12 protein-coding genes are annotated in these 13,325 nt (G+C 58.2%); 5 read left to right on the top strand and 7 right to left on the bottom strand.

Annotation, left to right across the window (positions count from 1 at the left end):
- Positions 1-322: 322 nt before the first annotated feature.
- The 3 genes from KW848_RS08185 to KW848_RS08175 all read right to left on the bottom strand — a co-directional run bounded on the left by KW848_RS08185 (position 323) and on the right by KW848_RS08175 (position 3,435).
- Positions 323-1,981: a cation acetate symporter gene (locus tag KW848_RS08185; RefSeq protein WP_192406867.1), complete on the bottom strand. Its 1,659-nt coding sequence runs from the start codon at positions 1,979-1,981 to the stop codon at positions 323-325.
- On the bottom strand, positions 1,978-2,289 hold the full coding sequence (locus KW848_RS08180) for a DUF485 domain-containing protein (protein WP_017337238.1): 312 nt from the start codon (positions 2,287-2,289) through the stop codon (positions 1,978-1,980). Before KW848_RS08180 ends, KW848_RS08185 begins: the two co-directional genes overlap by 4 nt.
- Positions 2,290-2,583: 294 nt before the next feature.
- The gene (locus KW848_RS08175; RefSeq protein ID WP_111451923.1) at positions 2,584-3,435 is read right to left on the bottom strand and encodes a glycine betaine ABC transporter substrate-binding protein; all 852 of its coding nucleotides are present in this window, start codon (positions 3,433-3,435) and stop codon (positions 2,584-2,586) included.
- Positions 3,436-3,721: 286 nt separating this feature from the next.
- On the opposite strand from KW848_RS08175, the gene KW848_RS08170 reads away from it, so the two are divergent.
- On the top strand, positions 3,722-5,317 hold the full coding sequence (locus tag KW848_RS08170) for a beta (1-6) glucans synthase (protein WP_218536521.1): 1,596 nt from the start codon (positions 3,722-3,724) through the stop codon (positions 5,315-5,317).
- Positions 5,318-5,440: 123 nt separating this feature from the next.
- Here the strand turns inward: KW848_RS08170 and KW848_RS08165 are convergent, their stop codons facing one another.
- Positions 5,441-5,809: a hypothetical protein gene (locus tag KW848_RS08165; protein WP_218536520.1), complete on the bottom strand. Its 369-nt coding sequence runs from the start codon at positions 5,807-5,809 to the stop codon at positions 5,441-5,443.
- 224 nt (positions 5,810-6,033) lie between these two features.
- On the opposite strand from KW848_RS08165, the gene KW848_RS08160 reads away from it, so the two are divergent.
- Both KW848_RS08160 and KW848_RS08155 read left to right on the top strand, forming a co-directional pair.
- Positions 6,034-7,332, top strand: coding sequence for a hypothetical protein (locus KW848_RS08160; RefSeq protein ID WP_008145579.1), 1,299 nt, complete (start codon positions 6,034-6,036; stop codon positions 7,330-7,332).
- A complete protein-coding gene (locus KW848_RS08155; RefSeq protein ID WP_218536519.1) occupies positions 7,325-8,113 on the top strand; it encodes a VacJ family lipoprotein in 789 nt (262 codons plus the stop codon). The genes KW848_RS08160 and KW848_RS08155 overlap by 8 nt, the downstream gene beginning before the upstream one ends.
- A 172-nt stretch (positions 8,114-8,285) precedes the next feature.
- Here the strand turns inward: KW848_RS08155 and KW848_RS08150 are convergent, their stop codons facing one another.
- Complete coding sequence (locus tag KW848_RS08150) at positions 8,286-9,200, bottom strand: DUF808 domain-containing protein (protein ID WP_218536518.1); 915 nt, start codon at positions 9,198-9,200, stop codon at positions 8,286-8,288.
- A gap of 135 nt (positions 9,201-9,335) precedes the next feature.
- Here KW848_RS08150 and KW848_RS08145 point away from each other — a divergent pair, with 135 nt between their 5' ends.
- Complete coding sequence (locus tag KW848_RS08145) at positions 9,336-9,944, top strand: TetR/AcrR family transcriptional regulator (RefSeq protein WP_111451918.1); 609 nt, start codon at positions 9,336-9,338, stop codon at positions 9,942-9,944.
- Between the two features lie 110 nt (positions 9,945-10,054).
- Here the strand turns inward: KW848_RS08145 and KW848_RS08140 are convergent, their stop codons facing one another.
- Positions 10,055-10,513 (bottom strand): transposase, encoded by a 459-nt coding sequence (locus tag KW848_RS08140; RefSeq protein ID WP_111451917.1) that lies wholly within the window; start codon positions 10,511-10,513, stop codon positions 10,055-10,057.
- A gap of 215 nt (positions 10,514-10,728) precedes the next feature.
- A complete protein-coding gene (locus tag KW848_RS08135; RefSeq protein ID WP_008145573.1) occupies positions 10,729-11,169 on the bottom strand; it encodes a heme-binding protein in 441 nt (146 codons plus the stop codon).
- Positions 11,170-11,436: 267 nt separating this feature from the next.
- Between KW848_RS08135 and gcl the strand changes: the two genes are divergently transcribed.
- Complete coding sequence (gene gcl, locus KW848_RS08130) at positions 11,437-13,212, top strand: glyoxylate carboligase (protein WP_218536517.1); 1,776 nt, start codon at positions 11,437-11,439, stop codon at positions 13,210-13,212.
- Positions 13,213-13,325: the final 113 nt, after the last annotated feature.

Here is a 13,325-nt window from a genome sequence, read left to right as displayed (position 1 = left end):
TCAACTTGGTCATGACACTGGCCGGCGTCTTTTGCTCAAACCGCGCTAGAACTTCTGCCCACATCGTTTTCGTCACCCTGACTGGAATTTTGGGAGAGTTTAAACGAAGACCTTGAAAGGGCTGGCTGTAAAAGCGAAACCATAATCAGCCGTTACCGCAGAAACGGATATGTACACCATCAAAAATCTCGACCAGCCGCGAAACAGCCTTCGCGAGCAAGCCCGCTCCCACAGGGTCCGATAACCGCCCAATAAAAAATGCCCCAATCTCTCGACCGGGGCATTTCTGTTTAACGCAGCTTATATAGCCAAGTCTGAAGCCTTAGTGAGCAACCGCCCCACTCGCCCCCAACCCCGTCTGCGAACGAACAAACTGCGGGAAGAACAACGCACGCTCATTAACACCGGCCGTCGACTTGTCAGTGATCGAGAAGAACCAGATCCCGACAAACGCAATGGCCATGGAGAACAGTGCTGGGTACTCATACGGGAAGATAGCCTTCTCGTGATGCAGGATCTGCACCCAAATGGTTGGCCCAAGGACCATCAAACCAACGGCACTGATCAGACCCAACCAACCGCCGATCATCGCACCACGCGTGGTCAACTTCTTCCAGTACATGGAAAGCAGCAGCACCGGGAAGTTACAGCTCGCTGCGATGGAGAACGCCAGGCCCACCATGAATGCAATGTTCTGGCTTTCGAACAGAATGCCCAAGCCGATTGCCAACACACCCAGGCAGACGGTGGTGATTTTCGAAACGCGAATCTCATCCTTGTCGTTGGCCTTGCCCTTCTTGATCACGCTGGCATAAAGGTCGTGAGACACCGCCGTAGCACCGGCCAGGGTCAAACCAGCCACCACAGCCAGAATGGTTGCGAACGCGACTGCCGAGATGAAGCCCAGGAAGATACTGCCACCCACCGCGTTAGCCAGGTGCACCGCCGCCATGTTGTTGCCGCCCAACAGCGCGCCAGCCGCATCTTTAAAGGCAGGGTTAGTGCTGACCAGCAAGATCGCGCCGAAGCCGATGATGAACGTCAGAATATAGAAGTAGCCGATGAAGCCGGTTGCATACAGTACGCTCTTGCGAGCTTCTTTCGCATCACTCACGGTGAAGAAGCGCATCAGAATGTGCGGCAGGCCAGCGGTACCGAACATCAGTGCCAGGCCAAGCGAGAATGCCGAGACCGGATCTTTCACCAGGCCGCCCGGGCTCATGATCGCTTCACCTTTAGGGTGAACCTTGATCGCCTCGGAGAACAGCAAGCTGAAGTCGAAGTTGACGTGCTTCATGACCATCAGCGCCATGAACGAAGCACCGGACAGCAGCAACACGGCCTTGATGATCTGCACCCAAGTGGTCGCCAGCATGCCGCCGAACAACACGTACATGCACATCAGGATACCGACCAGGATCACCGCAACGTAGTAGTCGAGACCGAACAGCAGCTGGATCAGCTTGCCGGCACCGACCATTTGCGCGATCAGGTAGAACGCCACCACCACCAGCGAACCGCAAGCGGACAGCGTGCGGATCTGGGTTTGCCCAAGGCGGTAGGACGCCACGTCGGCAAAGGTGTATTTACCCAGGTTACGCAGGCGCTCGGCGATCAGAAACAGAATGATCGGCCAGCCCACCAGGAACCCGATCGAGTAGATCAGGCCGTCGTAGCCAGAAGTGAACACCAGGGCGGAAATACCCAGGAAGGACGCCGCCGACATGTAGTCGCCGGCGATTGCCAGACCGTTCTGTAAGCCGGTGATCTTGCCACCCGCCGCATAGTAGTCAGCCGCCGAGTTGTTGCGTTTGGAAGCCCAGTAGGTGATGCACAGGGTCAGACCAACGAACGCGACGAACATCAGGATCGCGGAAACGTTGAGCGGTTGTTTTTGCACTTCGCCGGTCAGGGCTTCACCTGCCCAGGCGCCAGGTGCAAAGGCTGCGATGCTCAATAGAGCCATTAGACGCCGGATCATTGCTGAGCCTCCTTGAGAATCGCATTGTTCAGGTCGTCGAATTCGCCGTTGGCGCGTCGTACGTAGATTGCAGTCAGGATAAAGGCCGAGAGAATCAACCCGACACCAATGGGTATCCCCCAGGTAATCGAAGACTCGGGGCTGATTTTCGCCCCCAGAATATGCGGCCCGTAAGCAATCAAAAGGATGAATCCGGAGTAAAGCCCAAGCATGATCGCCGAAAGAATCCAGGCGAACCTTTCTCGCTTACTAACCAGCTCCTTGAAGCGTGGGCTGTTTTGAATCGAGAGGTAAATGCTGTCGTTCATTGTTTTTATCCTCGCAGCACAGATGAAGTTGGAACGTTATCCACTCTATGCGGCTACGGAACTGGTTCCAGACGACCTTAGTATTAGAACGACATGACAGAATCGCCATTTTCCGGCAGACACAAAACAATGTGGGAGCGGGCTTGCTCGCGAAGGCGGTGCCTCAGTCAACGATAATGTTGAATGTGACACCGCCTTCGCGAGCAAGCCCGCTCCCACATGGAAAAACAAAAGGCCGCTTGGCGGTTATGCCAAGCGGCCTTGAGAAGTGCTGACCAGACGCGTCAGCTCAAATCATTTAGTCCAATCTGCAACGCGTTCCGGGTGTTTGGCGACCCAATCCTTCGCGGCGGCTTCAGGCTTGGCACCATCCTGAATGGCCAACATGACTTCGCCGATTTCGTCTTTCGACGCCCACTGGAAGTTCTTCATGAACTTGGCAACTTCCGGAGCCTTGGTAGCCAGTTCTTTACTGCCGATGTTGTTTACAGTTTCAGCCGCGCCATAAACGCCTTTCGGGTCGTCCAGGAAGCGCAGTTTCCACTTGGCGAACATCCAGTGCGGCACCCAACCGGTGACAGCAATGGATTCGTTCTTCTTCTCGGCACGGGTCAGTTCGGCAATCATGCCGGCGCCGGAACTGGCCTTGAGTTGATAGCCGGTCAGATCGTAGTCCTTGATGGCCTGTTCGGTCTTGAGCATCACGCCCGAACCGGCGTCGATGCCGACGATGCGACCTTTGAAGCTGTCGTCGGTTTTCAGATCGGCAATACTTTTAGCTTTGACGTACTCGGGCACGATCAGGCCAATTCTTGCGTCCTTGAAGTTCGGACCGTAATCGACGACTTGATCCTTGTTCTTGGTCCAGTATTCACCATGAGTCACAGGCAGCCACGCAGACATCATGGCATCGAGTTTGCCTGTGGCCACACCCTGCCACATGATCCCGGTGGCGACCGCTTGCAGTTTCACGTCATAACCGAGTTTCTGCCTGATCACTTCAGCGGCCACGTTGGTCGTGGCGACACTGTCCGACCAGCCGTCAACATAACCGATAGTCACTGCCTTGCCTTCAGCGCTGGCCACAGTAGAACTGATCGCCAGCACCAAAGCGGCACCTGCGCCCAAGAGTCGTCGCATCTTCATCGTTACTTCCCCGAAAGTGCTGCGCTCGACGGATGCCGAGTCGCGTCAACGTATTGTTATGGTGCACAGCGCCCCCATCACGCCCACCGCAAACTCATCCGAACATCAGCGGAGTACTGACGTCTCGATAATCAACCTCAAGACAATGGCGACCTTCTCTGCCAGCGACCTCAAGGCATCGAGAAACGACATCAGAACGCCATTAATTTAGACCACCGGAAGTCTGCCCGCCAATCCGCCCAAACTTTGCATGTCAAAAGTATGCAGGCCACCAAGCACGCGGCAAATGAAGGTAACATGCGCGGCTTTGCTCCCAGACGGCCTGACCATGCCCGCGACATCCCGCTTTCCTTTTTTTGCTTATCTATTCGCCTGCCTGCTGGGGCTTTTTGCCCTGGGTGGCTTCTGGTACGGCCTCGGTAAACCGGTGGTGTTGCCGGATGTGGCCAGCGCGACGCACAAGCTGCAATGCGCCTCCTACACCCCGTTCGACAAGGACCAATCGCCGTTCGATCAGCCGTTCAAGCTGCGCCCCGAGCGCATGGACGCCGACCTAGCGCTGCTGGCCAAAAGCTTCGAATGCATCCGCACCTATTCCATGACCGGCCTCGAGGCCCTGCCCGACCTCGCGCGCAAGCACGGGCTGAAACTGATGATCGGCGCCTGGGTCAACAGCAACCCGGTTGACACCGCCAAGGAAGTCGACCTGCTGATCGCCTCGGCGAATGCCAACGCCGACGTGGTGACCGCGGTTATCGTCGGCAACGAGACCTTGCTGCGCAAGGAAGTCACTGGCGCGCAACTGGCCAAGCTTATTAACAAGGTAAAAAGCCAGGTCAAACAACCTGTCACTTACGCCGACGTCTGGGAGTTCTGGCTCAAGCACCCGGAAATCGCCCCTGCGGTGGATTACCTGACCATCCATTTGTTGCCGTATTGGGAAGATGACCCGTCGAATATCGACGCCGCCCTGCAGCATGTGGCCGAGGTACGTCAGGTGTTCGGCAACAAGTTCGCACCCAAGGACGTGATGATTGGCGAAACCGGCTGGCCCAGCGAAGGCCGTCAGCGTGAAACCGCCCTGCCGAGCAGGGTCAATGAGGCCAAGTTCATTCGCGCTTTTGTCATCATGGCGGAGCAGCAAGGCTGGCATTACAACCTGATCGAAGCCTTCGACCAGCCGTGGAAACGCGCCAGCGAAGGTGCGGTCGGTGGTTACTGGGGGCTGTTCGATGCCGATCGCCAGGATAAGGGCGTGCTCGCCGGTCCTGTGTCGAACGTGCCTTACTGGACGCAGTGGCTGGTGGTGGGTGGTTTGATTTTCCTTGGCACGTTAATCCTCGGCGGCCGTGTCCGCAGCACTCGCGCAGCGCTGGTTCTACCGCTGCTCGGTGCGCTGGCCGCTTGCTCGATTGGCGCCTGGGGCGACCTGGCCCGTGTCACTACGCGGTTTACCAGTGAGTGGTTGTGGGTCGCTTTGCTGACAGCGCTGAATGTGTTGGTGCTGGCCCATGCGGCACTGACCCTGAGCGCTCGCACCGGCTGGCGCGGACGCGCGTTCAATGCATTGGAACGTCGGGCGGGCTGGTTGCTGGCGGCGGCCGGGTTTGCCGCTGCGGTGACGATGCTGGAGCTGGTGTTCGACCCGCGTTATCGCAGTTTCCCGAGTGTCGCGTTCATCCTGCCGGCGCTGGTCTATCTGTGCCGCCCGGTGAGTGTGCCGCGCCGGGAGATTGCCCTGCTGACCTTCATCATCGGTGCCGGCATTGCGCCGCAGCTTTATCGTGAAGGCTTGCAGAATCAGCAGGCCTGGGGTTGGGCGCTGGCGAGTGTGTTGATGGTTGCAGCGTTGTGGCGCAGTTTGCGGGTTCGTAAAAGCTGATCTTCATTGCGGCTGCCGGCCTCTTCGCGAGCAAGCCCGCTCCCACAGGGATCTTTGTCGTACACAAATTCTGTGTTCGCTGAAGAACCCTGTGGGAGCGGGCTTGCTCGCGAAGACTGACCATCAGACGCTGCGGGAAGCCCGGACCAGACGCAATCCAGCAATCACCACCGCAAAAACAGCCAACGTCGTGTTGTACAACGCCAACGCCGGAAACCCGAACACCAACGCCAGCACCGCCAACCACCACCCGGCCTGGCCCGGCAGCACAAACCCGATAACGGCCGCCGCCAATGCCGCGAAGCCCAAGACATTGAAGTGAATCATCAAGCCCAGGCTCGAACGAACCTGGCATTCCCAGCGGCTCGCTTCGTCCACGCAGATGCCGACCCATTGAGCATCCTCCATAAAGCCATAACGCGCGCCATAACTGGCGGCCAGCCATAACGGCAGGAGAACGAGCAGCAGAATCACAGGCAGACGGCGGGACATGAAGCACTCCAATAAACGAAAACGGCGGCCAGCTTAATCTCCCGCCAGCGCTAAGCAAACGCATGTGACAGATAATTGGCCACCAAATCGCTGCAAAGTGTATCGTCCAGCTACTATTACTCCGAAATTAGCCCTGATTGGTGCCGACCCATGGCACTTTGGCGCAAACCCCGTGGTCATAGCCTGCGAACTTCATTTGGCACCTTTCTCTAAGGGATCTAGTCATGCTCCGTTCCTTGCGCTTCGCCGCCCTGTTTGGCGGCCTTATTTTGAGTGCGTCCGCACTGGCGGCGGACATCGACGCCGCCAGTTATGGCTACCCCTTGACCAACCCGTTCGAGGCGACCATCGCGACGACACCGCCGGACCTGCGTCCGGACTTGCCGCTGGACGATGACATCAATCAGGAAACCCGCAGCGTCAGGTTACGCCCGGAGCGTGAATTCGATTTGCCGGACAACTTCTGGCCAGTGAAGAAACTCACCTACCGCATCGCCACCCAGGATAAAGCCGCTCCGCTGATTTTCCTGATCGCCGGCACCGGCGCGCGCTATGACAGCAGCCTTAACGAATACCTGAAGAAGCTCTACTACAAGGCCGGCTACCACGTGGTGCAACTGTCGTCGCCCACCAGCTTCGACTTCATGAGCGCCGCCTCACGCTTTGCCACACCCGGCATCACCAAGGAAGACGCCGAGGACATGTACCGGGTGATGCAGGCCGTGCGGGCACAAAACCCGCATGTGGACGTTACCGATTACTACCTGACCGGCTACAGCCTGGGCGCGCTGGATGCGGCGTTCGTCGCGCACCTGGATGAAACCCGCCGCAGCTTCAACTTCAAGAAAGTCTTGCTGCTCAACCCGCCGGTCAACCTCTACACCTCGATCACCAACCTCGACAAGCTGGTCCAGACCGAGGTCAAGGGCATCAACAACAGCACAACGTTCTATGAGCTGGTGCTGAACAAACTGACTCGCTACTTCCAGCAGAAAGGCTACATCGACCTCAACGATGCCCTGCTCTACGACTTCCAGCAGTCCAAACAGCACCTGAGCAACGAACAGATGGCCATGCTGATCGGCACTTCGTTCCGCTTCTCGGCAGCCGACATTGCCTTCACCTCGGACCTGATCAACCGCCGCGGTCTGATCACTCCCCCGAAATACCCGATCACCGAAGGCACCACCCTCACGCCGTTCCTCAAACGCGCGCTGCAGTGCGATTTCGACTGTTACATCACCGAACAGGTCATCCCGATGTGGCGCGCCCGCACCGACGGCGGCAGCCTGCTGCAACTGATCGACCAGGTCAGTTTGTACGCGCTCAAGGATTACCTGCACGACAGCCCGAAAATCGCCGTCATGCACAACGCCGACGACGTGATTCTCGGCCCTGGCGACCTTGGCTTCCTGCGCAAGACTTTTGGCGATCGTTTAACCGTTTATCCACTGGGCGGCCATTGCGGCAACCTTAATTACCGCGTCAACAGCGACGCCATGCTGGAGTTCTTCCGTGGCTAAATACCTCCTGCTTATCGCAGCGCTACTCTGCGCAGGCGTCGCCAATGCCGACAACAGCAAAGCCAACGCACCGGTTGTGATTGACAGTGACGGCTTCAAGGAGCCGCTGAGCAAACTCAAATTCAACCCGGGGCTGGATCAGCGCGAGTTCGAACGCTCGACGCTTAGCGCGCTGGCCGTCTACGACCCGCTGGAAGAGTGGAACCGCCGCGTCTACCACTTCAATTACCGTTTCGACCAATGGGTGTTCCTGCCGGTGGTCAATGGCTATCGCTACATCACGCCAAGTTTCCTGCGCACCGGTGTCAGCAACTTCTTCAATAACCTCGGTGATGTGCCGAACCTGTTGAACAGCTTGCTGCAGTTCAAGGGGCAGCGTTCGATGGAAACCACCGCACGCCTGCTGCTCAACACCACCGTGGGCATCGCCGGCCTGTGGGACCCGGCCACCGCCATGGGTCTGCCGCGCCAGAGCGAAGACTTCGGCCAGACGCTGGGCTTCTACGGCGTGCCGGGCGGCGCTTACTTCGTGTTGCCGATCCTCGGCCCTTCGAACATCCGCGACACCGGGGGCCTGGCGGTCGATTTCACCGCAGAGTCGGCGATCAACTTCCTGAACGTCTCCGATGTCAGCGAAAACCACCCGGAAATCTGGGTCCTGCGTGGCATCGACAAGCGCCACCAGAACAGCTTCCGCTATGGCCAGCTGAACTCGCCATTCGAGTACGAGAAAGTGCGCTACGTCTACACCGAGTCACGCAAGTTGCAGATTGCCGAGTAATTCATCGGCAACAAAAAAGGCCATTCGATGCGAATCGAATGGCCTTTTTACATACTCGCCGCACCACAAATCCCCTGTGCGAGCCTGCTCGCGATGAGGTCAGCACAGTCAAAATCTTTACTGACTGACTCACCGCTATCGCGAGCAGGCTCGCTCCCACAGTTGGACAGCTTCAGCCTTTAATTGAGCGCCAGAGCTTGCTGACAACCATGACGCCGGCCAACACCACCGCACCCGCGACAATCCCCGCCACCGCATTCAGCAACGTCGGCACGATAAACCCGGCACCGCCCGCCCCTGCGCTGACGCTCTCAATCCAGTGATGAACCACCGGCACGCCGTGGGTGAGAATCCCGCCACCCACCAGGAACATCGCCGCCGTGCCGATCACCGACAGGCTTTTCATCATGTACGGCGCCGCACGCAGAATCCCGGCGCCGATACTTTTGGCCATCTGCCCAGGCTTCTGGGTCAGCCACAAACCGAGGTCGTCGAGCTTGACGATGCCGGCCACCAAACCATACACGCCGATGGTCATGACGATGGCAATGCCCGAAAGCACGATGACTTGCTGGGTCAGCGAAGCATCAGCCACGGTACCTAGAGTGATGGCGATGATTTCGGCCGACAGAATGAAGTCGGTGCGGATGGCGCCTTTGATCTTGTCCTGCTCGAACACCACCAGATCGACCGCCGGATTGGCTACGGCCTCGACCAGCTCAGCATGTTCGGCTTGATCTTCAGCCTTGCTGTGCAGGAATTTGTGGGCCAGCTTCTCGAAACCTTCGAAACACAGATAGGCGCCACCGACCATCAATAGCGGCGTGACCAGCCACGGAATGAACGCGCTAATGGCCAACGCCGAGGGCACCAGGATCAGCTTGTTGAGAAACGAGCCCTTGGCCACCGCCCATACCACCGGGATTTCCCGCTCGGCACGCACGCCGGAAACCTGCTGGGCGTTGAGCGCCAGATCGTCACCGAGCACGCCGGCGGTCTTCTTGGCGGCCATTTTGGTCATCAATGCCACGTCGTCGAGTACCGCGGCAATGTCGTCGATCAGCAACAGCAAACTGCTTCCTGCCATGAATCAGGCTTCCTTCGAATAATGAATGCCGCGCAGCATAGCGCGGCCTAACGTGCCGCGGGGCATTCTTGAGCGCCGCGCGAGGCCGGTGCTACCATGCGCAACCGCCAGAGCAGGCAAGGAACCACCTGGTTTATGAGCACTATCCGCGAGCGCAACAAACAACTGATCCTGCGTGCCGCCAGTGAAGAATTTGCCGACAAGGGCTTCGCTGCGACCAAAACCAGTGACATCGCAGCCAAGGCGGGATTGCCCAAGCCCAACGTCTACTACTACTTCAAATCCAAGGAAAACCTCTACCGCGAGGTCCTGGAAAGCATCATCGAGCCAATTCTGCAGGCCTCGACACCGTTCAACGCCGACGGCGTGCCCAGTGAAGTGCTGAGCGGCTACATTCGCTCGAAAATCCGTATCTCCCGCGACCTGCCCTTCGCCTCCAAGGTGTTCGCCAGCGAAATCATGCACGGCGCGCCGCACCTGAGCGCTGATCTGGTTGAACGGCTCAACGGCCAGGCCAAGCACAACATCGACTGCATCCAGACCTGGATCGACCGCAGCCAGATCGCCCCGATCGACCCCAACCACCTGATGTTCAGCATCTGGGCCGCGACCCAGACCTATGCCGACTTCGACTGGCAGATTTCTGCGGTGACCGGAAAGGCCAAGCTCGATGAAGCCGACTATGAAGCGGCGGCGCAGACGATTATCCGGTTGGTGTTGAAAGGGTGTGAGCCGGACCGTTAAACCGTGGTGCGCCTTTCGCGAGCAAGCCCACTCCCACAAGGGATCTTCGGTGTGTTGGAGATCGAGTGTGGGAGCGGGCTTGCTCGCGAAGAAGGCGACTCGATATCGCCTCAAACCCAGATCGCATCCCACAGCGGATAGTCGCCAAGTTTCCCAACCAGTCCCGCCCGCAATGGGTTGGCGACAACATATCGGGCGAGCTTCACCAAATCCTCATCTCGCCGCAAAGCATGATCATGAAAACTCTGCTGCCAAAGGCTGCCTGTTCTACCCGTGCCGGCATTGATAGTTCGAGTACTCAACGATTTGGCCTGACACATCAATTGACCCAATGACCCTTTTTGCAACTGAATCAGCCAGTGAAAGTGATCGGGCATGACCACAAAAGCCAAGGTCTCGGCAAACCCGTGATCCTGTGCTTGTTTGAATTGGTGAACGACCATCCTGCCCAAGGTGTAATCCCTGAAAACAGGCTCTCGCTTGAGGGTGTTGGCAGTCAGAAGATAAATGCGGTTTTGCTCGGCATAGCGACCGATGCGCAAGCGGTGTGAAGCTGACAGCTCAGGCATTCCTTTGCCTCTCTCATGGATGAATTCATGAAAAGGCTAGATCAGCGAACCGGGAACTGAGGGGCGGACTTTTAGCTGGATGTGTCTGAAGGATCGCTTTCGCGAGCAAGCCCGCTCCCACAGTGGGTGAGCGGTGTTCAGACATTTTATGTCTTCCACCGAACCATTGTGGGAGCGGGCTTGCTCGCGAAGGCGTTAGATCAATCAACACATAATCAAGCAGTCACCCCCGCATCCGCCCGCAACCCCAGCGCCTCGATTGCGTTGATCGCACATTGCTCATCAACATCAGAAAGATCACCGCTGATACCAACAGCCCCCAGCACGTTCCCATCCTGATCCCGAATCAACACCCCACCCGGTGCCGGGACGACGCTGCCCTGCCCCAGACTGTTCAAAGCGGCGATAAACGCCGGTCGTTGTTGTGCGTCCAGCGCCAGCAGGCGTGAGCCTTTGCCCAGGGCGATGGCGCCCCAGGCTTTGCCGATGGCGATCTGCGGCCGCAGCAGGCTGGCGCCGTCTTCACGCTGCAGGGTGACCAGGTGTCCACCCGCATCCAGTACTGCAATGGTCAAAGGAGCCGCCGAGATTGCACGCCCTGCGGAGATAGCCTGATTGGCCAGGTTGACTGCGACTTTCAAGGTTAAAGCGCTCATGGTGCCGTCCTCATTTTGTTATAGGGAAAGCTGCTGGACTGCGTTTTGTTCAGAAGTCCGATGCAACAAATAGAACACAATGGGTTATTTTTTTGTATACAATAATTGTCGAAAAACGCCACATGCGACGAAAAGCCACAGTAGATTGGGCTTCCGACGAATGAAACGGCCGCTTGAGAAAATGGATTGACCTGCGCCGTCCGCCGTGAATACACTCTGCGCAAAGCCACTTGTATACAATTACAAAACGTAAGAGGCACCAAAACCATGAGCAAAATGAGAGCAATCGAAGCCGCCGTTCTGGTGATGCGCCGTGAAGGGGTTGATACCGCTTTTGGCATCCCGGGCGCCGCGATCAACCCGCTGTACTCCGCCTTGCAGAAGGTCGGTGGCATCGATCACGTCCTCGCTCGCCACGTTGAAGGCGCCTCGCACATGGCCGAGGGCTACACCCGCACCAAGGCAGGCAACATCGGCGTGTGCATCGGCACGTCCGGCCCTGCCGGTACCGACATGGTCACCGGGCTCTACAGCGCCTCGGCCGACTCGATCCCGATTCTTTGCATTACCGGCCAGGCGCCCCGCGCCCGTATGCACAAGGAAGACTTCCAGGCTGTCGACATCACCTCGATCGTCAAACCAGTGACCAAGTGGGCAACCACCGTCATGGAACCGGGTCAGGTGCCTTACGCGTTCCAGAAAGCCTTTTACGAAATGCGTTCCGGCCGTCCAGGCCCGGTGCTGATCGATCTGCCGTTCGACGTGCAGATGGCTGAAATCGAATTCGACATCGACGCCTATGAACCACTGCCGCTGGCCAAGCCAACCGCTAACCGCGTGCAAATCGAGAAGGCCCTGGCCATGCTCGATCAGGCCGAGCGTCCGTTGCTGGTGGCCGGTGGTGGCATCATCAATGCCGACGCCAGCGAGTTGCTGGTGGAGTTCGCCGAGTTGACCGGTATTCCGGTGGTCCCGACCCTGATGGGCTGGGGCACCATTCCAGACGATCACCCGTTGATGGTCGGCATGGTCGGTCTGCAAACCTCGCACCGCTACGGCAACGCGACGATGCTCAAATCCGACCTGGTGCTGGGTGTCGGTAACCGCTGGGCCAACCGTCACACCGGTTCGATCGACGTTTACACCGAAGGCCGCAAGTTCATTCACGTTGACATCGAACCGACCCAGATCGGCCGCGTGTTTACCCCGGACCTGGGCATCGTTTCCGACGCCGCTGCCGCGCTGACCGTGTTCATTGAAGTCGCTCGCGAATGGCAAGCCGCCGGCAAGCTGAAAAAGCGCAGTGCCTGGCTGCAAGACTGCCAGCAGCGCAAGTCCAGCCTGCAGCGCAAGACTCACTTCGACAACGTACCGGTCAAGCCGCAGCGCGTTTACGAAGAGATGAACCAGGTGTTCGGCAAGGACACGTGCTACGTCAGCACCATCGGTCTGTCGCAGATTGCCGGCGCGCAGTTCCTGCACGTCTACAAACCGCGTCACTGGATCAACTGCGGCCAGGCCGGCCCGCTGGGTTGGACCATTCCAGCCGCACTCGGCGTGGTCAAGGCTGATCCGACGCGCAAGGTCGTGGCGCTGTCGGGCGACTATGACTTCCAGTTCATGATCGAAGAGTTGGCGGTGGGCGCGCAGTTCAAGCTGCCGTACATCCACGTGGTGGTGAACAACTCGTACCTGGGGCTGATTCGTCAGGCTCAGCGCGGTTTCGACATGGACTACTGCGTACAGCTGTCCTTCGACAACCTGAACGCTCCGGAACTCAACGGTTACGGTGTCGACCATGTCGCGGTCGCCGAAGGCCTGGGCTGCAAGGCGCTGCGTGTATTCGAACCGAGCCAGATCCAGCCTGCCCTGCGCCGGGCTCAGGAGCTGATCGAAGAGTTCAAGGTGCCGGTGATCGTCGAGATTATTCTGGAGCGTGTGACCAACATTTCCATGGGCACCGAGATCAACGCCGTCAACGAATTCGAAGACCTGGCGCTGGTCGGCAACGATGCGCCGACTGCGATTTCGTTGCTCGATTGATGATCGTTCCCCCTGTGGGAGCGGGCTTGCTCGCGAAGGCGTCGGCACAGTCAACATTGATGTCGCCTGACACACCGCTTTCGCGAGCAAGCCCGCTCCCACAGGGCGCCCCC

It is taken from the genome of Pseudomonas sp. PDM25 (genome assembly GCF_019219045.1).
Classification (GTDB): Bacteria; Pseudomonadota; Gammaproteobacteria; order Pseudomonadales; family Pseudomonadaceae; genus Aquipseudomonas.
The sequence above is the reverse complement of the archived record's forward strand: the minus strand, read 5'-3'. Positions and strand labels throughout refer to the sequence as shown.